Origin of the sequence: Mesorhizobium sp. LSHC420B00, assembly GCF_000503055.1 — a bacterium.
Classification (GTDB): domain Bacteria; phylum Pseudomonadota; class Alphaproteobacteria; order Rhizobiales; family Rhizobiaceae; genus Mesorhizobium.
In genome coordinates, this window is record NZ_AYVY01000025.1 from 32095 (window position 1) to 57894 (window position 25800).

18 protein-coding genes and 1 pseudogene are annotated in these 25800 nt (G+C 58.3%); 8 read left to right on the forward strand and 11 right to left on the reverse strand.

Features of this window, described 5'->3' with window-relative positions; all coding sequences use genetic code 11:
- The first annotated feature begins 54 nt into the window (after positions 1-54).
- From X760_RS66230 to X760_RS66245, 4 genes are all read left to right on the forward strand, one after another.
- On the forward strand, positions 55-945 hold the full coding sequence (locus tag X760_RS66230; RefSeq protein ID WP_023721526.1) for a LysR family transcriptional regulator: 891 nt from the start codon (positions 55-57) through the stop codon (positions 943-945).
- Between the two features lie 870 nt (positions 946-1815).
- On the forward strand, positions 1816-2628 hold the full coding sequence (locus tag X760_RS66235; protein WP_023721527.1) for a helix-turn-helix transcriptional regulator: 813 nt from the start codon (positions 1816-1818) through the stop codon (positions 2626-2628).
- Between the two features lie 211 nt (positions 2629-2839).
- Positions 2840-3679, forward strand: a complete 840-nt coding sequence (locus X760_RS66240) for a sugar phosphate isomerase/epimerase (protein WP_036245540.1) — start codon at positions 2840-2842, stop codon at positions 3677-3679.
- A 170-nt stretch (positions 3680-3849) separates the two neighbouring features.
- Positions 3850-4782 (forward strand): Gfo/Idh/MocA family oxidoreductase, encoded by a 933-nt coding sequence (locus tag X760_RS66245; RefSeq protein WP_023721529.1) that lies wholly within the window; start codon positions 3850-3852, stop codon positions 4780-4782.
- 243 nt (positions 4783-5025) lie between these two features.
- On the opposite strand, the gene X760_RS66250 is transcribed toward X760_RS66245, so the two are convergent.
- From X760_RS66250 to X760_RS66285, 8 genes are all read right to left on the reverse strand, one after another.
- A complete protein-coding gene (locus X760_RS66250) occupies positions 5026-5568 on the reverse strand; it encodes a VOC family protein (protein ID WP_023721530.1) in 543 nt (180 codons plus the stop codon).
- Positions 5569-5656: 88 nt separating this feature from the next.
- Entirely contained in the window at positions 5657-7243 is a 1587-nt protein-coding gene (locus tag X760_RS66255; protein ID WP_023721531.1) for an FAD-dependent oxidoreductase, read from the reverse strand.
- A 33-nt stretch (positions 7244-7276) separates the two neighbouring features.
- Positions 7277-8593: a histidinol dehydrogenase gene (gene hisD / locus X760_RS66260; protein ID WP_031194698.1), complete on the reverse strand. Its 1317-nt coding sequence runs from the start codon at positions 8591-8593 to the stop codon at positions 7277-7279.
- Positions 8594-8662: 69 nt separating this feature from the next.
- Positions 8663-9946 carry an ABC transporter substrate-binding protein gene (locus X760_RS66265; protein ID WP_023721533.1) on the reverse strand — a complete coding sequence of 428 codons (1284 nt, stop codon included), beginning with the start codon at positions 9944-9946 and terminating at the stop codon, positions 8663-8665.
- Between the two features lie 113 nt (positions 9947-10059).
- On the reverse strand, positions 10060-11223 hold the full coding sequence (gene ugpC, locus X760_RS66270; protein ID WP_023721534.1) for a sn-glycerol-3-phosphate ABC transporter ATP-binding protein UgpC: 1164 nt from the start codon (positions 11221-11223) through the stop codon (positions 10060-10062).
- Positions 11224-11227: 4 nt separating this feature from the next.
- Positions 11228-12133 carry a carbohydrate ABC transporter permease gene (locus tag X760_RS66275; RefSeq protein WP_023721535.1) on the reverse strand — a complete coding sequence of 302 codons (906 nt, stop codon included), beginning with the start codon at positions 12131-12133 and terminating at the stop codon, positions 11228-11230.
- Positions 12111-12986 carry a sugar ABC transporter permease gene (locus X760_RS66280; RefSeq protein ID WP_023721536.1) on the reverse strand — a complete coding sequence of 292 codons (876 nt, stop codon included), beginning with the start codon at positions 12984-12986 and terminating at the stop codon, positions 12111-12113. Before X760_RS66280 ends, X760_RS66275 begins: the two co-directional genes overlap by 23 nt.
- Positions 12987-13135: 149 nt before the next feature.
- Positions 13136-14989 (reverse strand): thiamine pyrophosphate-binding protein, encoded by a 1854-nt coding sequence (locus tag X760_RS66285; protein WP_245278693.1) that lies wholly within the window; start codon positions 14987-14989, stop codon positions 13136-13138.
- A gap of 473 nt (positions 14990-15462) precedes the next feature.
- On the opposite strand from X760_RS66285, the gene X760_RS66290 reads away from it, so the two are divergent.
- Positions 15463-16179 (forward strand): hypothetical protein, encoded by a 717-nt coding sequence (locus tag X760_RS66290; RefSeq protein WP_031194706.1) that lies wholly within the window; start codon positions 15463-15465, stop codon positions 16177-16179.
- 464 nt (positions 16180-16643) lie between these two features.
- Here X760_RS66290 and X760_RS66300 read toward each other — a convergent pair whose 3' ends face one another.
- The 3 genes and pseudogenes from X760_RS66300 to X760_RS66310 all read right to left on the reverse strand — a co-directional run bounded on the left by X760_RS66300 (position 16644) and on the right by X760_RS66310 (position 20141).
- On the reverse strand, positions 16644-17669 hold the full coding sequence (locus X760_RS66300) for an ABC transporter permease (protein WP_023721540.1): 1026 nt from the start codon (positions 17667-17669) through the stop codon (positions 16644-16646).
- 23 nt (positions 17670-17692) lie between these two features.
- Positions 17693-19231, reverse strand: coding sequence for a sugar ABC transporter ATP-binding protein (locus X760_RS66305; RefSeq protein WP_084642925.1), 1539 nt, complete (start codon positions 19229-19231; stop codon positions 17693-17695).
- 74 nt (positions 19232-19305) lie between these two features.
- A pseudogene (locus tag X760_RS66310) lies at positions 19306-20141 on the reverse strand (substrate-binding domain-containing protein).
- A gap of 290 nt (positions 20142-20431) precedes the next feature.
- Here X760_RS66310 and X760_RS66315 point away from each other — a divergent pair.
- From X760_RS66315 to X760_RS66325, 3 genes are all read left to right on the forward strand, one after another.
- Positions 20432-21724, forward strand: coding sequence for a LacI family DNA-binding transcriptional regulator (locus X760_RS66315; RefSeq protein ID WP_084642927.1), 1293 nt, complete (start codon positions 20432-20434; stop codon positions 21722-21724).
- Between the two features lie 83 nt (positions 21725-21807).
- Positions 21808-23910, forward strand: coding sequence for a hydantoinase/oxoprolinase family protein (locus X760_RS66320; RefSeq protein WP_023721545.1), 2103 nt, complete (start codon positions 21808-21810; stop codon positions 23908-23910).
- Positions 23911-23923: 13 nt separating this feature from the next.
- Positions 23924-25738 carry a hydantoinase B/oxoprolinase family protein gene (locus tag X760_RS66325; RefSeq protein ID WP_245278694.1) on the forward strand — a complete coding sequence of 605 codons (1815 nt, stop codon included), beginning with the start codon at positions 23924-23926 and terminating at the stop codon, positions 25736-25738.
- The last annotated feature ends 62 nt before the right edge of the window (positions 25739-25800 follow it).

Genomic DNA, 25800 nt, shown 5'->3' on the forward strand with positions numbered 1-25800 from the left:
TTGTCAAAATGATGCTGGCGCGTTCATGTGTAGCAATCACAGCGGAAGTCGCGGATGACCGACATCAACTGCAGACGACTGGACATCGACGCGTTGCGCGCAATTCGTGCTGTCAAGCTCCATGGCGGTGTCACCAGAGCAGCCGACGCGCTGGGGCTGACGCAGTCCGCGGTAAGCCACAAAATCAAACGCCTGGAAACGAGTCTCGGATGCGAGATTCTGGACCGACGGCCCGGTGGCGGGATGTTCACCTCCGACGGCGAAAAACTCCTCGAGTACGCAGCGAAGATTCTTGCGCTGCACGACGAGGCTCTTGTGAGCTTGGCGAAGTCGGACCTGGCAGGCCGGATCATGCTGGGCCTCACCGAGGACACGACATGTTCGGATCTATCGCGCATCCTCGGCCGCTTCCACCGCTTGCACCCCCAGGTCACCGTGAGGACGAAAGTCCGAATGAGTCTCGTGCTGAGGTCAATGCTAGAACGCGGTGAACTGGACATGGCGATGGTGCAGGTTTTCTCTCACGAGATCCGACCAACCGACGTCGTGCTGTTTCGGGAGGACCTGCACTGGGTCAAGTCCCGCGAATTGTCGTTCAGGCGTCAAGGCCCGATCCCGTTCCTTTCCTTCGACGACGACTGCTTCTACCGACGCTGGGCGATTGACATCGGGCAAGACGGCGGAGTGGAGCTCGAAACCCTGTTCGAATGCTCCAGCGCTGCGGGTATCGTAGCCGCCGTAAGCGCGGGATTGGGTGTTGCGCTACTCAGCGATCGTCATATTCTCAAGGACATGGAGGTTATCGACGGCCTCCTACCTGAACCTCCCAGGCTCGCCTATATTGTGCGGCGGGCCAAGAAGGTCCGAAATCCAGCGCTCGACAGTCTAATATCTGACATTGCGAGCGAGGTCAGCCGATACGGCAGGCTAACGCTGGCCAGCTAGACTAGCGTCACAATCGTTCACTCTCCTTAATAGGTGCGGCGCGTGATTTGCTTCGCCGAAGCCAAGGGCCAGATCGACGCTGGAATCATCCTTTTGCGGCCGCGCTGCACGCCGGCTTCTATGCGGTGGTCAGCGGGCGGAGACCGGGGTCATGGACGGACTGTACTTGGGCAAGCCGCATGACGGCTATACCGGCCCAGACCCGACCTTCTATCCGAGCGGTGAGTTGGATCGCTGGACAGATCGATCCTGATCGTCTGCAAACCCACACGCGAACTGCCGCGGGAAAAGACGGCACCGCCAGAGTCGCAAGAGGCGGTTCATTCGGCCCGAGAGGCGTTGGTTAGAGAAATATGCGTTCGGAATCCGTGGTTGATCGGGACGTCAGAGTGCTGAGTAAATGCGATCATGCCCAAGCGTGGAAGATCACAAGTGGTCACTCGATACATGCCCCAGTTAACAGCACCACCTTTCCGGAAGAAAGTTACAAGCAATCGATAAATAACATGAATATGGCCGCAGTGGTTTGATGCACAACAGGCCCGCTCGATACCCCACGGGCATTTTGGGCGATATTTGGCATGTTCGATCTCAATTTCCGTCAGAGTGGGGCTTACGAGTTGCACGCATCCCTGCCCGGCGGCGTTAGAACGATTGTAGCCTTACGACCGACAAACACCATTGCGATTTTGCCTCTTGCAACTCCCCACCAACGGTCTTGGCATTTCAAATGGCGGTTTCGCCGCGAAGACAGATCGAAGGGCTATTCAAGCTGACGCAACTACTGTGTAACCTCGCGTCATTTCGCGGCAATCAAGCTCGAAATGGAGGCATATTGCTGCCAATGCTGAGCGCAGTAGGAGAGCCGCGATGAACCAACAAGCAAACTTAGCAGACAATCTCAAAACTCTATGCGAGCAGCATGGCACCGTATCGGAAGCATGCCGAAAGTTGGGCATCAATCGTCAGCAATTCAATAAGTATCTCGCCGGAACTCACGCGCCGTCGCAGAAGAATCTCCGCTTGATCGCCAATTTCTTTGGGTTGAGTGTCGATGTCATGACCTACAATCCGCATGACTTCCAATCACTTATCGAGGGAAATCACTTCCCCCTATTCAAACGGATTCAAAAATCTCCAAAGATGATGATGTTCATCACGGAAGTATTGTCGGCGAACGCGACCGACGCAACTGATTTCCTTGGAGCTTACGAACGTTACCACTATTCATCGATTTACAAAGGTCAGATACTAAGGTCGATATTTTATCTCTATTCGAAAGATGGGATATTGATGCATAGCTACGTTGAACGTTTCCCGAACCTCGACGGATCCAATAAGATTGACTACATCTTTAAATACCATGGATTCAGTTTCTATATTTCCAATCGCCTGTTCTCAATCGATTTCGAAACCATCCAACGCAACGAAATGACATTCAGCAACCTTGCCTCAATCGACAGAAACTCAAAGAAGTTCATGTTCGGGGTAACCAGCGGAATCGCGGCGAGCATGGTGAGACAGCCCGTTGCGCAAAAGGTGGCCATGCATTTTGTAGGAGATCGCAAGGCTCGGAAGAGCGACCTGCGCCGTGCCACGGTCCTTTCACCAAGCGACGATTCGATACCCAAAGAAGTGATCACTTATCTTACCTCCGGAACGTCGACGATCGACTCCATTTGAGACAGGCTGACCGTCACCGCTCAAGCGAAGTGCGTCAGAGTGCTCAAGTGTCATACCGCCTGCGAAATTGCGCTGAGCGCTGCTTGGGGGTGAAGTCAGCTGCCGTCGATGCCTGCCAGCCGCGCGCGTCGACGCCAGTTGGTGGGTGCAGATAGTACGCACTATCGCAGCCGTGCCGGAGCCGCATATGTCGAGTACCGTCAATTCCTATATGATGCCGTTCTCGAACGTGGCGCATTTGTCCCTAACGGACAAGTTCCGGGCGACGCAACTTGCCGGCTTTGAGGAGCTGTCGCTCATGCCGCGTGACGTCGAGAGACTGATTGAAGGCGGCAAACCGGCGTCCGACATCATCGCGGAAGCCGCGGATCATGGTGTGCGCATTACCCGGCTTGATCCTTTGAACACCTGGCCGCGGGTCTGGCGCCCGGACAATATGGACGAAGCTTACATCGCCACAGTCAACACGCCACCGGACCAGTTCTTCCGCCTGACCGACGCGCTCGGCTGCACCCATGCGAGCCTGAACGCCACTTTTCCGTTGAATGCAATGTCGACAGACGAGATCACGGAGCACTATGCGGCGATCTGCGCCCGCGCGGCAGTGCATGGGCTAAAGTGTGATCTCGAATTCATCCCGCTATGGGGCGTTCCAACGCTGGAAATGGCATGGAATATCGTCCGTGATTCCGGGGCATCGAATGGCGGGCTGGTGTTCGACGTGTGGCATTTCGTGCGCGGAGGCTCGGACATTGGGCTCCTCAAGACGATCCCCGGCGACATGATCCATTGCGTGCAGGTCAACGATGGCCCTCTGGCGCTGCCGAAGGGGGTGACGATCAAAGACAATTGCTACGACCGCCAGTTTCCTGGCGACGGTGAATTCCCGAATGCCGAAATCCTGCGAATCCTTGCGGACACGGGCGGCCTCAACCAGGTAGGACCCGAGGTGTTTTCTCCTACGCTCACGTCAATGAGCGTCGAGGCCGTGGCGCGCAAGTCTGCAGAATCGACACGAAACATGCTTCTGGCCGCAGGTCTGGCGGTCTGAGATTGAGAAAAGGCTCGACGGGTCCGACCCGACGCCACGCCCCACTCACTGACCTGGACGAGGTATTTCGTCGAAACGGCAAGTACGACCCAATCAGGCTCCGATCGGGCATTCCTTAACAGCGGTACAAACGATGGCGACGAAAACTCGGCCATCTGGAAGGAGGATTTGTGACAATTCAAATTTGCGTTGTAGGCCTGGGCAAGATCGCACAAGATCAGCATCTGCCGGTAGCTGCCAAGAACGCTGACTTCAACCTCGCTGCGGTAGTCAGTTCGCGCGGCTCTTACGGAAATGTGAAAACCTTCAAGACTTTTTCGGACCTCGTCGCAAGCGGGATCAAACTCGATGCCGTCACGCTGTGTATGCCTCCGAAACCGCGCTTTGATATCGCACACAGAGCAATCGACGCCGGATTTCACCTGCTTCTCGAGAGGCCGCCGACATCGACAATCGGTGAACTGGAGGCACTGCTGGCCCATGCTGCCGCCCACAAACGCATTGTCTTCACAGCATGGCATTCGCAACACAACGCGGCGGTCGACGAGGCAAAACGCCTCCTTGCTGGTTTGACGGTCCGCCGTCTGCATGTGTCGTGGAAGGAGGACGTCCGCTACTGGCACCCTGGTCAAGAATGGATCTGGGAGCCAGGCGGGTTCGGTGTGTTTGATCCTGGCATCAACGCATTCTCCATCATCTCGAAAATCATGCCGGTTCCGATCCTTGTAGCCGATGCCCGCCTGATGATCCCGTCGAACAAGGCAACACCCATTGCCGCCTCCATTCGCTTCAAGTCGCCCATTGGGATTGACGCCGATTTGACCGCCGAACTCGACTGGCAACAAACCGGTGAACCATCCTGGGACATAGACGTCGAAACGAACGAAGGCACGACTCTTCAGCTGAGCAACGGCGGGACGCAACTCCGTGTTAATGGCGAGGTTACTCTCGCCGGTTCATCGTCCCAGGAATACGAACGCATCTATGCCCATTTCGCCGAGCTGTTGAACTCCGGGAAATCGGATGTAGATTCAACGCCGCTACAACTGGTCTCCGACTGCTTCATGCTGGGGCGACGGGTCGATGCGGACCCGTTTGTCTGAAGGCGACACTTGCTCGGGTGCGCCCAATCCAAACCATCTGACTGATGAATCCGCGATTGGGTCGTGGAGTAGTTTGTGGACAAGTCGCAGGGGCACTCGCCGCCGCTCAGTTCTTCTGCGCGCCCATGTGCACACACAAATGCGCCCCGCAACGGGACAGTCCGGATTACGGAGCGCACTTCGCCTTGGGAGGCAATCGAATCCGATTAGGATCAGGGTGGCGAATAGATAGCGGTGGACCTACTACCTAGATTGTTTTGGGTTCCACAGCCGCATTCCTGCATTTGCCTCATAGGCCTTGCCCGATGGATAGCTGATAAGTTCCATTTGAAGGCCCCAAGGCGCTTCGAAATAGACCCACGACTCGCCCGCGCCAGGACCGTGTTTTTCGAACTCCGGTTTGTCGTAGACTTTAACCCCATGGCTGCGGAGATGTTCGCTGGCTGCATTGATATCATCCACGTAAAAGCACAGATGATAGCCGCCAATGTCGCTGTTTCGGGGGAATACTGTCTTCTGATCAGGGGCCTCGAAATCGAAAAGTTCAATGTTGCTCCCATTGCCACAGCGCATGAAGACAACCTCTTTCATGTGTGCGCGAGGGTGGATATTCATTTTGTCTTGCATGAAATTCCCGGTGTCGTCCTTCAGCGACCCGCCGGAGTAGATAAACTCACATCCAATGATGTCGCGAAAGAAAGCGATCGCCTCTTGCATGTTAGGCACCACCAAGCCAGCGTGATCGATCCCTGCCAGTCCAGGGAGGCCCTTCGTCTGATTGTTCATGTCTGTCTCCTTTTTTGAATCCGAAAGATCAAGTTTCCCGGCGCGCCGCGTTCATTGATGGTGGCGAAAAGGCGCAGAAACCGCCGTGTCAGGTCAGTGAGCGCAAGATAAAGTCCGCCCCCCGTTCCCCGATCATTATTGTCGGAGCATTTGTGTTGCCTGACACCACGGACGGCATCGCTGAAGCGTCGATGACGCGCAGGCCATCGAGGCCGCGGACGCGCAGTTCCGGATCCAGGACGGCGAGGTCGTCGGTCCCCATTCTGCAGGTACCGCTGGGATGCAAGGACGACTGTGCGTACCGCCGTATGTACTGCTCGTAGTCGGCTTTCGTCATAAGTTGCTTGCCCGGCATATGCTCGCGCTCGATGTATTTTGAGAGCGCCTTCTGGGACATGATCTCTTGGCCGCGTTGGACTGCCTCGACCAGGCAACCGAGATCGGAAGGCTCGGAAAGATAGTTGGGCACAATATGCGGAGGCTGCGCGGGGTCGGAACTTCGTAGCCCCAACCATCCTCTGGATTTCGGTCGAATGTGGGTCGCATTCAAGGTGCATCCGAACCCGCCAGGTACCGGGGCGCCGGATTCTATGCCACTGCCGCACAGGAATATGTATTGAATATCCGGCCGGTCAGTGGATTGGCTCGAGCTCCAGAATGCTCCCGAATCCATGACGTTCGAAGTAACCGGCCCGCGTCGGAAAAGCAGGTACTCCAGGCCTGCCCAAAACTGCCACGGCGGGCTTTTGTAGCGGTCGTAGCTGTAGGGTCCCGACAGCTGATAGGTCATATAGATATCGACATGATCGCAGAGGTTTTGCCCGACACCGGGTAAATCGTGCACCACGGCGACACCGCAGGATCGCAAATGCGCCGCGGGACCGACGCCGGAAAGCATCAGAAGGTGGGGTGAGTTGATCGCTCCTGCGGATATGATGACTTCACGATCCGCATAGATTGTCGACTTACGTTGCCCGTCGGCAATCTCTACCCCTACGGCGCGCCCCTGTTTGAAAACGATGCGCAAGACGCGACAATCTGTCCGCACCTTCAGATTTGATCGCCTCTGCGCCGGCTTCAGAAAAGCAACGGCTGCACTTGACCGCCGGGCATTGCGAATTGTCAGCTGATAAAAACCACATCCAGCTTGCTCCCCGGAGTTGAAATCCGAATTGAAGGCAAGGCCAGCCTCCTGACAGGCTTTCAGCCATGAACGGCTCAGTGGATGGACATAGCAGGGATCCGAGACGCCCAGCGGGCCGCCCTCACCATGAGCCTCGTTGGACAAGCGGTCGTTGTCCTCGGAGCGTTTGAAAAACGGCAAGACCTCCTTGTAAGACCAACCCTTGGCTCCTTGCTCCACCCAGCGTTCGTAGTCGTCCGGTGCGCCTCGAATGTAGAGCATGGCGTTGACGGAGCTGCCTCCGCCAAGAACCCTGGGCTGGACCATTGTTTGAGCGTCGAGATGCTTGTCCGCCTCGCTGCGGACCTGCTCAAGACGCTGCAGCAAATTGCCCTGTGCGGTCTTGTAGTAAGTGACCGGCATATGGATGTAGGGGCTGCTGTCTCGGGGGCCTTGTTCGATCAAGAGCACCGAAACATCGGGATTCTCGCTGAGCCTGGAAGCCACCACGCAACCAGCAGACCCTCCTCCAACCACGATGAAATCGACCATATTCCCTCCAAACTGCAGGAACGCCACGCGAAATTAGGCGTAGCGCCGGGCACCGGTCCCATAGGGTAAATTCAAACCGCCATAGCGGCGAAGACGGATATTGGCCTGTTCCGCGTGACCAACGAAGCCTTCAAGCATGCACAGACGCGAGCAATAGGCTCCGACTTTCGCGGAAGCAGCGTCAGCGTCGATGCGCTGGAATGTGCATGTCTTGAGGAACTTGCCCACCCACAGCCCCCCGGTGTAGCGCGCCGCAAGCTTCGTAGGCAGCGTGTGGTTGGTGCCGATCACCTTGTCGCCATAGGCGACCGTTGTGCGCGGTCCGAGAAACAGCGCGCCATAGTTGGTGAGATTCTCCTGGAAATAACGGTCATCCCTTGTCATCACCTGCACGTGCTCACTGGCGACCCTGTCGGCCACCTGGAGCATTTCCACTGCGTCCTCGCACAGAATGATCTCCCCATGATTGGCCCACGCCTTGGCCGCGACGGCCGCCGTCGGCAGGATGGTCAGCAACCGATCGATCTCGTTGAGCGTGTCTCGAGCGAGTTTTTCGGAATCCGTAATCAAAATGGCCGGCGTATCGACGCCATGTTCGGCCTGACCAAGCAGATCGGTCGCGCAAAGCTCGCCATCCACGGTTTCGTCGGCGATCAAAAGCGTCTCGGTCGGGCCCGCGAAGAGATCGATGCCGACCCTCCCGAAGAGTTGCCGCTTGGCCTCCGCGACAAAGGCATTGCCGGGGCCTACGATCATATCGACGGACGCGATCGTCTCGGTGCCGAGGGCCATCGCCGCAACGGCTTGCACGCCACCCAGACAATAAATGACGTCAGCGCCCGCCAGATGCTGTGCGGCCACGATCGCCGGCGCCGGCTTGCCTCGAAAGGGCGGCGCGCAACTGATCACCCGCGGACATCCCGCCACCTTTGCCGTGATGATCGACATATGTGCGGAGGCGAGCAATGGGTAGCGGCCTCCCGGTACATAGCAGCCAACATTCTCGATCGGTATGTTCTTGTGACCGAGGAAAACACCCGGCAGCGTCTCCACCTCGAGGTCGAGCAGACAGGCCCTCTGTTTCTCCGCAAAATTGCGCACCTGCGCTTGAGCAAAACGGATGTCGTCGAGATCGCCCGTCGAAAGCTGGGACAGGCAATCCTCAATCACCTGCTCGCTCAGACGGAAATCCTCGCGATCCCACCCGTCGAACTTCGCCGAGAGCGCGCGCACCGCCGTATCGCCATGCTCTGCGACGTCGGCGATGATCGCCTCGACCGTCGCACGTAATTCGCCTTCGAACACAGCGGGGCGCAAATTCTCGTCTGCTCGCTTCAAATGGCGTGCCATGGCTATCTCATCTTTCCAGTTGGCAGGACGCGACGCCGCCGGTTCATGCACCGGCGGCGTCCAGGAAGGTCAGATGGAATCCAGCCCTTCGATAAGCTTGTCGACCGCCTGCTGTGGGGTCATGTCGGGCGTATTCGCGAATTGCGTAATGATGTCCATGTAGGGAGCTCTAACGTCGCGCGGCAGCGCATGATTTTCGACGAACGAGGGGATCAGAGTCCCGTCTTTCATGCCTTGCTCGCGGTCGGCGAAGGCCTGTTTAGAGCAGTCATTAAACCTGTCGCGCGGTACATCGAGGCGAGCGGGAATAGAGCCGCCTTTGAGATTCAGGTTCTCCTGAACCTCGATCGACATCGCCGCCTCGGCGAGAATGTCCTGCTTTCTTTGCGCTTCGGGATTCGGCTGCCTGAACATGCCGAAAAAGTCAGTGAGAAAGACGTAGGTGTGGCCGTGACCAGGCGCCGCCGCGCAGAGATAGTCGACGCCAGGCTTCATGTTGACGGCGGCGAATTCGCCGTTTGCCCAGTCGCCCTGGAACTGCATTGCGGCTTCGCCCTTGATCACCTTGCCCGTTTCGATCGCCCAATCGGTGCCAGCGCGGTTTGGATCGGCATAGGCGAGCACCTTGCGGAAGGTATCGAACACTTTGATCATCGTATCGCTCTTGATGGCGGCGCGATCGGTAGCCATCACGGCCTTTTTGTAGAAGTCGACGCCACCCTGGCCGATCAGGATGTTGGTCCAGATCTCGCCCTCCTGCCAGTCGTCACCGCCTAGCGCCAGCGGTATTATCCCGCCCGCCTTGATCTTCTCGGCAAGCGCCAGGAACTCGTCCCAGCTTTCCGGTACCTTTCCGCCGAACTGATCGAGAACCTTCTTGTTGATCCAGAGCATGTTCTCGCGCCGTTGGTTGAGCGGCACTGCGACGATTTTTCCCTCGACCTTCATGTAGTCGAGCAGAGCGGGAGCGACGAGCTTCTCCCATCCTTCCTTCTCTGCGATTGGCGACAGATCGCCGAGAGAACCAGCTTGGGCATATTCCAATACAAACTGGCCCTGCATCTGCGATGCGGCGGGCGGATTGCCGGCAGCGAAGCGCGCCTGCAGCGCCTGCGTCATATTCTTGCCGCCGGCGCCGGCGATCGGCGAGTCTACCCAGGTGAGTCCCTGAGCGTCGACGGCGTCCTTCAACACCTTCATTGCCGCTGCTTCGCCCGCGGCGGTCCACTGGTGGACAACTTCGATTTCGTTTTCGGCAGAGTAGGCCTGCGTGCTGATTGCCAGCGCTGCGATGGCCGCTGCACTCAGCAGAGCTGGCCCGAAACTGTATTTCCGCTTCCCCTTGATGGTCATTATCGTTGCTCCTTTTCGGCAGACATTGGTCTACGAGGGCTCAGATGCGCCGAAACATCTGCCGCCTTTTCGTTGTCGGTGCTGCGTGTTGTCACAAAGGCTCGTGGGCTGGCTTACCCGCTCGCGAGCCGCGTCATCTCGACCGGCGGCATACCCAAATCCTCTCCGGCCTGCTCGATGCGCATGCCTGTACTGACGTCGAATATCTGGATACCGTCGATATCCACCAGGAAGGTTTCGCGGCCTGCCTTGAGCGCCGATTTCGGATGGCACCGCGCGATGACTTTGTTGCCGCCCAGATTCAGCGTGACGAAAGTGTCGGAACCCGTTGGCTCGACAAGGTCGACCACCGCATCGATTTTCTGGGTGTGTTCATGATTTTTCTCGTGCGGCAAAAAGATCGCCTCGGGGCGGATGCCCGCAATGACCGCCGTCCCCTCTGGGGTGACAGACGGATTGGCAGGACCTGAGATCGCAACGTGGAGCGGCTTGTCGCCGGTGCCCTCAATCTCAAGCAGCACACGGCCATCTTTTCGACGCATGCGGGCCGGGATCAGGTTCATTGGCGGCGAGCCAATGAAGCCCGCGACGTAGGTGTTGGCGGGGCGACCGTAGATCTCATCGGGTGAACCGATCTGCTGTACTACCCCCGACTTCATCACCACGATCTTGGTCGCAAGCGTCATCGCTTCGACCTGGTCGTGCGTCACGTAGACGATCGTCGCCGAGAGGCGCTGGTAGAGTTTCTTGATCTCTGCACGCATTTCGACGCGGAGCTTTGCGTCAAGGTTCGACAACGGCTCATCAAACAGGAAGACCTTGGGCGAGCGCACGAGCGCGCGGCCCATCGCGACACGCTGACGCTGGCCACCCGACAGTTGGCCCGGCTTTCGATCAAGCAGAGCGCCGATCTGAAGTGTCTCTGCGACACGGGCGATCGCTCTGTCGCGCTCTTGCTTCGCCACGCCGCGCACTTTCATACCGAAGGCGATATTATCCCGCACCGTCATCGTCGGATAAAGCGCATAGGATTGGAACACCATGGCGATGTCGCGATCCTTTGGCTCAAGTCTGACGACCGAGCGCCCGCTAATCAGGATGTCGCCGCTGCTGATTGGTTCGAGACCGGCGATGGCACCGAGCAAGGTCGACTTGCCGCAGCCCGACGGGCCGAGGAGTACCAGGAACTCGCCGTCCCGTGCCTCGATATCGATGTTCTCGAGCACCGAGAGGTTGCCGTAGGACTTGTGAAGACTGCGGATGTTAAGTTGCGCCACGGCCCTACCCCTTTACAGATCCGGCCATCAGACCGCGGACGAAATACTTCCCGGCGAACACATAGACGAGGAGCGTCGGCAACGCGGCGAGCATCGCCGAGGCCATGTCGATGTTGTACGGACGCTCTCCGGTGCTGCTCGAGACGATGTTGTTGAGCGCCACCATGATCGGGACATTTCGTCCCGAGGTGAAAGCCACGCCAAACAGGAAGTCGTTCCAGATGCTGGTGAACTGCCAGATGATCACCACCACCATGATCGGCAGCGACATCGGAAGCATCACGTAGCGAAATGTCTGGAAGAAACCCGCCCCGTCGATTCTGGCCGCCTTGGCCAGATCGCTTGGCACGGAGATAAAGAAGTTACGGAAAAACATCGTCGTGAACGGCAGACCATAGACGACGTGCGCGAGGATCAACCCGTTGATCGTGCCGGCAAGGCCCAGTTTGCCGAGCGTTTGAGCAAGCGGAATCAGAATTGCCTGGTAGGGCGTGAAGCAGCCAAACAAGATGATAGCATATACGATGTTCTGCCCGCGAAAATTGACCTGCGTGAGGGCGTAGCCATTGAGCGCACCGATTGCCGTCGGAATGAGCGTAGCCGGCACGACCAGGTAGATCGTGTTCAGAAAGAACGGGCTCAGGCCGGTGCAGTCGACTCCCACGCATGCATTCGACCACGCGTCGATCCAAGGCTGAATCGTTGGGTGGCGCGGGATGCCGATCAGAGTGCCGAGACGTATCTCCTCTATCGATTTCAACGACGTCGTTATCATCACGAACAATGGGCCGAGAAAGAAGAGAACGAAGACGAAGAGCGTGAAATAGACCGCTGCCCACCCCAACAATCGTCCAAAATCGGTGCGCACCGCCGAACGCGGCATCGGGCTAGCGAGCGTTGCGGCGTTCATGACGTATTTCCGAATAGAGGTAAGGGACGATGATGGCGATGACCGTCATCGTGATCATCACAGCGCTCGCCGCGCCTTGAGCCAGCTGGCCACGGCCGAAAGTGTACTGGTACATGAAGGTCGTCGGCAGATCGCTGGAGAAGCCCGGACCGCCATTCGTCAGGGACACGATGAGATCGAAGGAGCGCAGCGCCTGGTAGAGCAGTATAACGATTACGCTAAAAAAGACCGGGCGTAACATGGGCAGCACGATCGACCAGTAGATCCGCGGTAGGCCCGCGCCATCGATCCGGGCCGCCTTGAAGAGTTCTGCATCGACACCTCTCAGACCCGCCAGGAAAATCGCCATGACGAAGCCACAGGACTGCCAGAAGGCGGCGAGCACTATGGTATAGATCGCCATCTTCGGGTTGATCAGCCAGTCGAACTTAAAATCGACGTAGCCCATATCGCGCACGAGTTTCTGGATGCCGAGGCCTGGATTGAGCATCCACTTCCAGGCGATGCCAGTGACGATGAACGAGATCGCCATCGGGTAGAGGTATATGCTGCGGATGACGTTCTCGAGCCGTACCTTCTGGTCAAGAAAGATCGCAAGAACCAGGCCGGCGACAACCGAAAGCCCGATGAAGAGCGAGGCGAAGATCCAAAGGTTGTCGACTGCGATCTGCCAGCGGTCAGCCTTCCACAATTTCGCGTATTGCTCGATGCCGACGAAATCGTACTTCGGGAAGAAACGCGACGAGGTCAGGGAAACGACGACCGTCCACAGGATGTAGCCGTAGACGACCAGCAGCGTGACTAGCAAAGTTGGCAGCAACACCAGCCAGGATTTCGAGGGCCAGCCGGTCAAAATTTCTCTGATCGTTGCTCTGGGGTTGTTCGTCGTCACGTGGCTCTTACGCCTGTCTTGGGTCGTTCATTGTCGCGATGTCAGCGGGTCGGCAGCTTGGACGTCGGCATCTTTCCGGCAGCATTTTCGGGCTTTCCGTGACCATGCGGTCAAAGGTGCTGCTCTTGCGCGCGTTCTCGCCAATAGTCGTCCTGGCCTTCGTCGTGATATGCCGGGATCGGGAAGTCCCACCAACCTGGGACGAAAGCGCCTGCGGCATCGCGCGCCGTCGGCACTTCGACGAGCGCTGGGCCGCCACAGGAAAACGCAGCTTCGAGGGCCGGCTTCAGCTTGTCGGCGCACTCGACGCGCCAGGAGTCGATGCCGAAGCTTCTGGCGATTTCAGCGAATTGCGGCGAGTAGGCGGCGCCATTGCCCATATTGAATTCGCTGGCGACATGACGGCCGAGGATCTTTCGCTGTCCGCCGCGGATCGACATGTAGCCGGAATTGTTTTGTACGACGATGACGATCGGGATGTTGTGCATCGCTGCCACTGCCATCTCTTGCATCGACATCATGAAGTCGCCATCACCGAGGATGACACAGACCTTTCGGTCCGTGCAGGCGAGCTTGGCGCCGAGGGCAGCCGGCAACGCCCAGCCCATCGAGGAGTAGCTGCCGGAGGTGATATGCGTGCGAGGCTCGTAAACCGGATAGGTCTGCTTGACGACGCCTTGCGTGTTGCCGGACCCCACGAGAAGAATGTCCTCTCGACCCATGATTTCGCGAAGTTCCTTTAATGGACGCTGGGTCGTGAATGGGAACTGGTTGCTGTCGCGACGTTCGGCGAGCTGCGTTTCCCAGTCAGCCTTCTCACGAGCGACCGCGTTATGGAATGCTTCCCGCCGGGCAAGCGCCTTCTTTGACTGCTCGGAGGAAATGGCATCGATAATATCGGCAAGCGCCATCTTGGCGTCGGCAACAAGTCCGACCGCCGTCGGATAGTTCTTGCCGATCTCCTGGTGGTCGATATCGATGTGGACAAGCTTCGCCGGCGGGAAAGAGAAACTGACACCTTTGCGCCAACTGGACGCCGACCAGTCGGTGAAGCGGCAGCCGACGGAAACAACGAGGTCCGCCCCGGCAGCGATCTTGTTGCCGGCCGAAGTCCCCGTCTGGCCTACCGCTCCTGCGTAAAGTATATGATCTTCCGGGAAGGCACTCTTGCCGTTCCAGGTTGTGACGACCACGGCGCCGGTCTTTTCGGCCAGCTTCCTCACTTCCGGTGCCGCTTCCGCCGTGATGGCACCGCCGCCAACGACGATCACCGGGCGCTCAGCCGAAAGCAACGCCGCGGCGGCAGCCTCGACTGCCCGCTGTTCCGGTCGGGCGCGGCCCATCGCCATCCTGAGATCAAGGTCGTGGATGTCCACCTCGGCCGCCTCCGACTGGATATCCATCGGTACTTCGACATGCACCGGACCTGGACGACCGCTGAGCATGGCGTTGAAGGCTCTATGCATGATGAAGGGCAACTCATCGACGCGACCTGCCTCGAAAGATCGTTTGACGGCGCCACTAACGATCTGCGGGAAGAAATTGGTGCGGTGGCGATCGAGCTCCTGCATGACCCCGTGTCCTCGCATATGCGTGGCCGGCCCACCGGTGAAGAGCGGCAGCGCCGTCGAGTCGGCGTAGGCTGTCGCAAGGCCAACGATGGTGTTGGCGGCGCCGGGTCCAATCGAAGTCATCGCCGCCATCGGCTTGCCCGAGGCGCGCCAGTATCCATCGGCCATGTGCACGGCGCATTGCTCGTGCATCACCTGGATAACGGGGATTTCGCTGCCCTTCTGCAGGAAGGCATCGAGCATCGCCCAGCACCCATGCCCGGGGATGGCTGCCACGTATTTGACGCCATACTTCTTCAACGCAGTCGCGATGACCTGGCCGCCAGTAAGCTTCATGCCTGCAGAACTCCCCTCGTCAGCGGTCTGCCGTCGCACGTCCTTGCGCGTTGGCATGCATTTGCTCCGCTCTTTTCTGGTTTGCCTTCGGTATGTACGACCATTCTGGTAGGTAGGCCCGGATCGGCTGAATGCCCTGCGATATGACTTCGCAGACAGCCAACCCGCAATTTCTCAATGATCTCTAATGTGACGCAACCTGAAGCGCCCAGTGCGTAAGATGCTGTCAGCGCATGCTGACGCCCGTTCGGCGACGATGCTCGGTTTCCGCAGCGAAATCGGATCGGCCGCTTGAATTTCGACGCCAGACCCTCTGTCCGCTGTTGGATCGACGACTCAACCGGTGCCGCGGATGGCGCAATACCGGCGGGCGACGCGAGTATTGCGTCAGATCGCGCTGATCGAAGTGCGTCTGCGAAATTGCTGAAGCCCCCTCTTTCTGTCCTCTTGACCGTCTGTCGATGTGACTTCCTGGCGACAGCCATCGCAGGACAGCGTCGCACTGTGGTCTTGAGAGGGGCAGAGGGCATATGAGCATTCATCGGGGCGCTACCCTGTTGCAGCATCGACCTCTGAATTTCACGGACGATTTTGTTGCCGCCGATTTCTTCGAAGACGGCTCCGGCCTGCACGTCGAAAGCGCCATCGTTGTCAACCTGTCGAGCGACCGTCTGATCATCGATGATGCGATCAAGACTTCAATTGCGCCCTGGCGCTCGGCCATGCTGTCGAAGGCCACGATCGAACAGAGCGGCCGGATCGCTGTCCTGAAAGTTTGCAAGACAGTCGACCTGGGCGGCGTCATGTTCCGCCGCTGGGACTGGCTCGGCAACCGCATCCGGTCTTTCCCGCGCCAGACCCCGCTCTTCATCTCACTGCAGGACACGGTCGGCGAAGTCGAACTCGACCCGCTGTTCTTTTCCGGTGAGGTCGCCGTGGAACGGCAATTGCAGCGCTTCGTGCTCAAGCTGAACCTCTGGTGGTCACCTGCTGAAACCGACTGCTTCATTCACGACAACCCTCCTTTCCTCGAGGTCCACACGCAGATTTTCGGAACCGGCCGCATGCAGAAATTCAGGGAGAACGACCAGACGACGCTTTATCAAGATGTCCTCATGGCGCCAGGCTTTACTCATGAGGCGTTTTGCCGGGTCAGCGGAACGAACCAGTGGAAATATCCGTGGCATCGCTATTTCGCCGACACCGATGCGGTTTGGCTGGCCATCGAACTGCAGCCGATCAGCTGAGTTGATCGTTGCGTAGTGAGCGACTGTGGGCGGCCTTTGCCGTAAGCTCGAACCGCCCGATCAATGGTAGAAAATGTCCAACCGCATCAGATCGTTCACTGACTCGGCAACGGCCCGCAGGATCGCCCCGCGCCTCCCCGACGCTCTGGCGGCGGCCCGTTTTGCAAGATCCGACGCACGGCTCGCCCCATGTTTGTCGACAAGTCGACGAGCAACGTCGTGAACCCTGGCCAAATATCGCCACCTTTGAGATATGCATTCGACTAGTAGGTCGATGTCAAAATGCTGAAATGTCAAGCTGTGTAGCGCTTTGATCTGCATTTTCGATCTCCATCGACGGAATTTTTCAGAATTGACCTGAAGTCTGTTTGTGCTTGCGGAACTTCCCTGCCTTGGTGAGTTTTATCTGAACGGCTTTTTATTGTACCTTTTTGGAATAGATGCCGTTCCAGCGCGGGCTCGATCTAGGAGCGCTTCTGCCGATTGCGGTAGACATCAATGGTCACGGCCGTGACGATGATCAGGCCCTTGACGATTTCCTGGTAGTAGGCGTCGACCCGCAGAAACGTAAAGCCTGACGACATCACGCCCAGGATCACCACGCCGATTACGGTGCCCCCTATCCGGCCCACCCCGCCGGCAAGCGACGTTCCGCCGATCACGGCTGCGGCAATCGCATCGAGCTCATACATGTATCCCATGCCGGATTGAGCCGTCTGCGCGCGCGCCGCTGTGACGATGCCGGCGAGGCCGGCAAGCATTCCGGCGATCGCGTAGACCTTAACCAGATGCCTTTCGACATCTATGCCGGAGACCCGCGCTGCCTGGACGTTCGCGCCGATGGCATAAGTGTACTTGCCGTACCGGGTGTAGCGAAGCGCTACATGGAAAATCATTGCAACGACTATGAAGACAAACACCGGCCATGCGGCGGAGCCGATGGCGGTAAATTGATCAGTCAGCCCGGAAATGGGCTGGCCTTTTGTATACCATTTCGAAATGCCCCTTGCCGAAACCATCATTCCGAGCGTTGCGATGAACGGCGGGATTCGGGCATAAGCAACAAAAACGCCGTTGGTCATACCTGCAAGCAAGCCTATCAGGACGCCGATGGCGATTGGCACGATCGCCGGCAGATCGGTCAATGAAGGATAAAGCGCCTTCGACCATTCCGCGGATTGGGCAAACCCAGCCGCCATCATCGCGCTTGCCGCTACCACGGACCCCGAAGAAAGGTCGATGCCGCCGGTGATGATGACCTGTGTCACGCCGATTGCGATAATGCCGACCACGGACACCTGGAGGATGGTGATCGTCAGGCGCTGCGGATTCCAGACGAAACTCTGCCCGATCAAAAGCCAGCCGCACACCTCGCAGAGGAGAACGATCCCCACCAGGACCAGGAAGATATTGAGTTCCTGAGGTTTTCGCCAACCGCCAAAGCTGCCGCGGTACTCAGGAATGGCGGCGGCTGTTGTGTCTTTTCCCATCGTGCAGTTCCTCTATTCCTCACTTACTTCGAAGCGAGTTCCATTATTTTGACCTGCGTCGCCTCATCTCGGTCCAGAACGCCGGTGATCTTTCCTTCATGCATCACCATGATCCGATCGCTCATTCCAAGGATCTCCGGCATCTCCGAGGAGATCAGAATGACGCCCGCGCCCGCGGTGGCGAGTGAGGAGACAAGGGCGTGAATCTCGGCTTTGGCAGCAACGTCAATGCCGCGTGTCGGCTCGTCCAGGATGAGGATGCCCGGTCTGGTCAAAAGCCAGCGTCCGATCAGCACCTTCTGCTGATTGCCGCCCGATAGGTTTTCGACCGTGGTGTGGATTCCGGAGCTCTTGACGCGCAACGTCTTGCTCATCTCACTGCATGCCGCGGCAATCACCTTGCCTTGGACGAAGCCAGCTTTGACGAATTGGCTTTGAAGAGCGGCAATCTGCATATTCTCAAGGACGTCGAGGACGAGAAAACAGCCGCTTTGTTTTCTGTCTTCTGTCAGGAAGGCCATTCCGTTGGAGATCGCATCGCGTGGCGATTTCAAATCGACGCGTTGCCCCTTTATCCGTATCTCGCCGCTGGTGGCGGGCGTCACCCCGAAGACGGTTTCGGCGACGTTGGACCGCCCCGACCCGATCAAGCCGGCGAGGCCCAGTATCTCCCCCGCCCGCAGATCAAAAGACACCCCCGAGAAGACGCCGCGCAAAGTGAGGTCACGAACCGAAAGTAAAACATCATCGGTTGGAACATTTTTTTTCGGGAACAGTGTTGAGATGTCTCTGCCAACCATCATGTGGATGATCTCATCCCGATTAGTGGCCGCTGCCGCATGAGTGCCGATATATTTGCCGTCACGAAAAACGGAGATCTCGTCCGATATCTCGAAGATCTCGTGCATCTTGTGCGAGATGTAGACGATGCCGATGCCCTGCTTCCTCAGGTCGCCTATTATCTCGAAGAGGTGAGCAGACTCGCGCTCTGTCAGCGCTGACGTGGGCTCGTCCATGATCAGGACGCGCGAGCGATAGGAAACCGCTTTTGCGATTTCCACCATCTGCCTGCTGGCAATCGAAAGATGACGAACTTCCGCCTCCGGGTTCAGGCTGATCTTCAGCTCCGCGAGAAGATCAACCGACAAGCGATTCATGCGCCGGTGATCGATGATCCCAAATCGATTGCGCGGCTCTCGGCCGATCCAGATGTTCTCCGCGACCGTCATCGAGGGCATCAGGTTTAGCTCCTGATGGATCATCCCGACACCCTGTGTCAGCGCGTCGAGCGGGGTCTTGAACTGGGCGGAAACGCCGTCGAGGAAGATTTCTCCTGCATCGGGTTGATATATCCCCGCCAGGATTTTCATCAGCGTGGATTTGCCCGCGCCGTTCTCGCCCATCAGTGCATGGACGGTACCCCGCCTGAGTTGAAAGCTCACATCGTCGAGTGCTACCACGCCCGGAAACGACTTGCTGATCCCGCTCACGCTCAGCAGGCAAGACTGACGCTTGTCCTCAATACCAGGCGGGGTACGCGTGACGGCGACTGTGGTCTGCATCGAAGTCGTCCCAAATCCAGATCGAACGGAACAGTCCGCGCACCGGTCAAATGACCGGCGCGCGATGCTGGCGGTCAGTTCCTTTTCAGGTACTTGTCCATGTTGTCCTTGGTGACGAGTTCGAGCGTGGTGAAGACCTTCTTGTCGCTCTTCGCGCCTCGGGCCAGCTTCAGCACCGTGTCGAGCGAGCCTTCTCCCTGGCTGATCGCGTCCTGGAAAACGGTCACCTTGAGATCGCCCGACTTCATGGCTGTCAAGGCGTCCTGCGTCGCGTCGATGCCGGCAACGACGTAGTCGCCGGTTGATCCACCACTTGCCTTGATGGCCTGAAGCGCACCCAGCGCCATCTCGTCGTTGTTTGCAATAACAGCGTTGAAGTTCAGGCCTGCCGACAGCCAGTTTGTGGTCAGGTCGAGCGCCTGCGTGCGCGACCAGGTCGCCGTCTGCTCTTCGACGATCTCGATGCCCTTGCATCCATCGGACTTGAACACCTCGTGCACTGCCTCGGTGCGGCCACGCGCAACCAGGGTTCCAAGCTCTCCCATCAGAATGACGGCTTTGCCCTTGCCNCAGACGTGTGCTCTTCCGATCTGACCAGAGGGATTCCGGCTTTGTCGGCGGTCTTGGACATCGCGACGCCGGCATCGGCCTCTACCGGGATCACGATCATGCCGTCGACCTTGGCGGCAATGAAGTTTTCGATCTGGCTTTGCTGCCGAGCGATGTCGCCCTGCGCATCCTCGATCAGCAACGTCACGTTCCCAAGGTCCTTGGCGTGCGCCTCCAGACCACTGCGAAGAATCGCGAGAAAATTGTCGTCGAACCGCTGCATGCTGAAGCCGATTGTTTCAGCCTGAGCAGGGACGCCGAGCAGCGCTAGACATGCGGCGGCCAGCAAAATCTTTTTCATGTTCCGTCTCCGTCGGTTTTTTTGATGATGGAAAGCTATGTCTTTGCCGACTTCGCCCGGTACCCGTCGGACTAGCGGCAGCATCGCAAGAAAACGATCGCGGAAGTTTCAGGCGTGGCGTTGCCCCCATGCGAGACGTGTTCAGCGCCTTTAAGCCTGCTGCGAAGCTCTTTGGCTTGCTACAGTTGGTAAAACGATACACCTGATATTTTTCACCTGTCAACTCCCTTTGACGTGTTTGTCCTCTCTTCGGAGTCGAGCTGTCACGCCAAATTTGCGATACCAGTGGCATGATCGGTGAACATCGTCAGATCGGCGATCGATTGACAGGGAGGAATTTTAGTGTACCGTTTTACCTGATTGATTGGCCGCACAGCGGCGGAGCCGGACTCGCGACCATCGAGGTTTTGTTCTCCTGCGGGAGTTGTAGAATGAGGGTCTCTGGGACCTTGGGAGATTTGAACGACATGCCGCCGAAGAGTGGATCGCCCACAGATGCTGCGGACCGCGCCACCATTCAGGATGTCGCGAAAGCGGCGAGCGTATCCGTGAGCAGCGTCTCGAATTACATGAACAATCGATTCCACCGGCTCGGGACGGAGACCAGGACGCGCATTGCGATGGCAATTGCCGAGCTTGATTTCCGACCGAACCAGGCAGCGCGCCAGCTAAAGACCGGCAAGGCCCGGGTTATCGCGCTTGTCGTACCCAGCATCGTTAATCCCTTCAACGGGCAGATGGTGTTTTCGATAGAACAGGCCGCGGTGAAGGCGGGCTACCGGGTCCACCTGTGCAACACCATGCGCGATCCGAAGCTTGAGAAGGAGTTTCTGGACAATCTGGCCGCCGTAGGCGTTGCCGATCTCATCACGATCGCGCCCCTGAACACCAGGCGGGGTTACTACTCGGCGTGGAGCGACCTTTCGATCGTTGCCGTGGACGCCAACAGGCTCGATTTGAAGCTTGCTCGACTCGATACGGTCAATCTCGATCATGAGGCGGCAATCGGGATGGCTGTGGAGCATCTGTTTGCTCTTGGTCATCGGCGGATAGCCTATGTGACCGATCCCCTCATCACCCACAGCCGGGTGATGCGGTTGTCCGGTTTCAAGAAAGCAATGAAGGACCACGAACTCGACGACAGTCAGGCTGTGGTGCTCGAGCGTCACCAGAGCGCACTTGATGTCGCAGACGCCCAGATGGTCGAGGTCGGTCGTGATGCCGCTTCCGATGTGGCGGCACTGTCGCCCAGGCCCACGGCCATTATTGCGTTCAACGACATGATCGCGCTGGGGTTACTGGCGACTTTCCGTTCCGCCGGCATTGCCGTTCCAAAGGACATGTCGATTATTGGCGTGGACGATGCCTGGATCAGCCAGCTGTCATTTCCTGCACTGACGACCATACGTCAGCCTATCGAAGCGATGGCCAGCGCTGCCGTCGAGCGTGTTCTCAAACCAAATGCGGCGCCGGCCAACGCCGGCTCCGACACGATTTTTCTGCCCGAACTCGTCATTCGAGACACATGTGCGAAGCCACAGGAAGATGCTGCCACGCATGTCCGGAAACGACACCTAGAATAGTAGCGCCAAACAGCGCCCTTCTTCCGACAACCCGAGAATATCCGGCCGGATACATCCGCGCTGGCACGAAAGAGGCTTGCCTTATGAATACCCACGCCACCCAGATCAAACCAAGCGCAAATCATATCAGGATGGCGTGCGACACCGGTGGTACTTTCACCGACCTTGTCGTTCAAGATGGCAACGAGATCAGGCTATTCAAAGCGTCGACGACGCCTGATGACCCGGTGCGCGGCGTGCTCGATGCCTTGGGTCTCGCAGCCAGGCACTATCGCCTAGAACTCGGAGATTTCCTGAGCCGCGGCGCCATGTTCGTGCACGGCACCACCCGGGCCATCAATGCGATCATCACCGGCAAGACGGCGAAAACAGCCTTCATCACGACCAAAGGTCATCGTGACATCCTGGTCATGCGCGAGGGCGGGCGCATTGAGCCTTTCAATTTTACGGTCGCCTATCCTGAACCCTATGTGCCTCGGCGGTATACGTTCGAAGTGGATGAACGCATCGATGCTCGCGGCAACATCGTCGAGGGACTGGACGAAACCGACTTCATCGCGACAATCAAAAAACTGCAGGCGCTGAAAATTGAAGCCGTTGGCGTTTGCCTCCTGTGGTCGGTTGTCAACCCGGTTCATGAACGGCGTATCGGAGGACTGCTGAAGGAGCATCTGCCGGATGTTCCATACACGCTCTCGCACCAGTTGAATCCAACCCTGCGCGAATATCGTCGAGCGTCCGCGACCGTCATCGACGCCTCACTGAAACCGCTGATGTTTAAGTATCTCGATGGCTTGACCAACAGGTTGCGAGACGCCGGTTTCAACGGTCGTGCACTGATGGTTACCTCAAGTGGCGGCATCATGGATGCGACGGCGGTTGCACGGGCTCCCATCCACTCGATCAATTCAGGACCGGCGATGGCGCCCGTTGCAGGCCGCTACTACGTAGAGCGCGATTTCGGCAACGCCGTTGCGATTGTCGCGGACACGGGTGGAACCACCTTTGATGTCAGCCTGGTACGTGACGGGCGCATCCCCTGGAGCCGCGAGACGTGGATTGGCCAGCGCACGCGCGGCCATATGACCGGCTTTCCATCTGTCGACATCAAGAGCATCGGCGCCGGAGGGGGCTCGATCGCATGGGTCGACAATGGCGGAATTCTGCAGGTCGGTCCGCAAAGCGCCGGTTCGACGCCGGGGCCAGTCGCATACGGCCGCGGTGGAACCGAACCTACTGTCACGGATTGCGCCTTGATCCTTGGCTATATCGATCCGGACTTCTTTTTGGGCGGCGCCATGGTCCTCGACCGGGAGGGTGCGACCCGGCAATTGCGCGTGAGGGTCGCCGAGCCGCTCGGCATCAAAGTTGAGGAAGCCGCTGCCGCCGTCTTGAGGCTTTCAACCGAAAAGATGGTCGGAGCGATCGAGGAGATCACGGTCAATCAGGGCATCGATCCCACCTCGGCCGTCATGATCGGCGGCGGCGGCGCCGCAGGACTTAATGCAGTCGCAGTTGCCAGGCGCCTTCAATGCGCTGGTGTCCTCATCCCCGAAGCAGGTGCCGTGATGAGCGCGGCCGGGGCCCTGATGTCGGAGCTTTCGTCGGACTATGCGCAACTGCAGTTTACAACCAGCGACAGATTTGCGGGTGACAAGATCAACGAGGTTCTGGCAGAGCTGCGGAAGCGATGCCTTGAGTTCGCGGAAGGGCCCGGCGCCGGGGCACTCGACTGCCACATCGAGTATTCCGTAGAGGCGCGGTATCCGCATCAGATCTGGGAAATCGACGTTCCTCTCCCGCTTGATCAGGTGAAGAGCGAAGGCGATTTGAAGCAGGTCACGGATGCCTTCCATGACACCCACCAGCGTATTTTCGAGATCAGCGACCGCAATTCCAATGTCGAATTCGTAACATGGCGCGCCAAGGTCAGATGCAGACTGACCGATCGGGCCACCGGCACGCTCCCTCCTGAGGGTGATTTTGCCGGCGGTCGCGCAAGGCGACCGGTCTACTTCTCCGAACTCGGCTGGAGCGACGTCTCGGTTCATCGCTACGAGGCTATGCAGCCGGGCGAACCAGTTGCCGGCCCCGCCATCATCGAATCGTCGTTCACGACCGTCGTGGTCGATCCGGGCACAGTCGCAGAACGCACGGCCAGTGGTGGCCTGCGTGTGACATTCTAAGGAGGCGCTTACATTGTCTGAGCAAATTTTGAAGAAGGCGCCGGACGGCGTTCAGATGGCGATGATTTCCAGCCGTATAGAGACCATCGCCCGCAAGATGCAGAACACTCTTTTCCGAACCGCTCGCTCCGGTATCCTCAACACGGCCCATGATTTTTCATGTGTTGTTCTGACTGCTGACTGCAAGCTGCTGGCGGCCGCGGAAAGTCTGCCGAACCACACGCTCATCGGCCCTGACTTGATGTGCCAGGCGGTCCTCAAGCACCATCCGGGGCTCAAGCGTGGCGACTGCTTCCTCCACAATAGCCCCTATGAGGGAAACTCCCACGCGGCTGACCACTGCATGATCGTCCCGGTCATCGACGATGAGGGCATCCTGCGCTTCTTCGTGCTGGCTAAGGCACATCAGGCGGACTGCGGCAATTCCCGTCCCTCCAGCTATCTCGCCGATGTGAAGGATCTGTACGAAGAGGGTGCCCTGATCTTTTCGGCGACGAAGATTCAGGAAGACTACGAGACCAACCACGACATCGTGCGCATGTGCCAGGCCCGTATCCGGGTTCCGGACCAATGGTGGGGTGATTTTCTCGCGAGCCTGGGATCTGTACGCATCGGCGAGCGCGAACTGCTCAACCTCGGCCGCGAGATCGGCTGGCATATGCTTGAAGGCTACGCCGCCCGCTGGTTCGACTATTCCGAACAAAAAATGATCGAGGCAATCAGGAGATTGTCTTCGGGACGTGTCGTTCTGGAGTCCGCTCACGACCCCTTCCCCGGCATCCCGGACGGCATTCCTGTCAAAGTGGACGTTGAGGTCGACACGATCCAGGCCAGGATCATCGTCGATCTGCGCGACAATCCTGATTGCCAGCCCTGTGGCCTCAATCTTACGGAGGCAACCGCCAAGAGCGCCGCGATGATCGGGATTTTCAACGGCATCCTCGATCATCATGTCACCGCCAATGCGGGCAGCTTTCGACGCATTGAGATTCGGGTTCGCGAAAACTGCTGCGTCGGCATTCCGAGGCACCCGGCCTCGTGCTCGGTGGCGACGACCAATCTCGCCGACCACGTCACCAATCCGGTGCAGCGCGCAATAGCCGAGCTTTCGGCTGGCTTTGGGCAAGCCGCGACCGGTCCAATCCAACCGCCAGGAATGGGTGTCATCTCTGGGCGCGATCCCTACAACAATGATGAGCCCTTCATCAATCAAGTCCATATCGGCATTAGCGGTGGCGCCGGCACGCCGGTCACCGACGGCTTTTTGACCATGATCCATGCCGGCAACGCGGGCATGTGCCATATCGACAGTGTCGAAGTCGATGAGCTCCACCATCCAATCATCGTCTACGATCGCCATATTCTCGACGACAGCGAGGGAGCGGGCACGTTTCGCGGCGCGCCGTCGGTCTACAGTGAGTACGGCCCGTGGGGCGGGAACTCCTTGACGGTCCTCTATACCGCTGATGGTACCATCACGCCTGCCGTAGGCGCTCGCGGCGGTGGCCCCGGCGGTCTGTCCAGAGCTGCAATGCGCAAGGCAGATGGTTCGGTCGTCCATCTTCCCCCTTGCTACGGGGTCACTCTGCAGCCGGGTGAGCACATGGTCTCTCACTCCGCAGGCGGCGGTGGATATGGTTCTCCGCGGGAACGCGATCCCGCGCGCGTGCTGCACGATCTTGCCGAAGGGTGGATCAGCGTGCAGCGCGCACGAGACATCTACGGAGTAGCCTTCAAGGGGTCTCCCGAAGACGACAATCTTGAATTGGACATCGTCCAAACACGCATCCTGCGCGCCGGCCGGAGCGAACTGGCGGTGGCCATATAGCCCGGCCGATACCCCCGGGTTTTGTCAGGCTGCCCGACAGCGGGCACGATTTTCAGATCAAG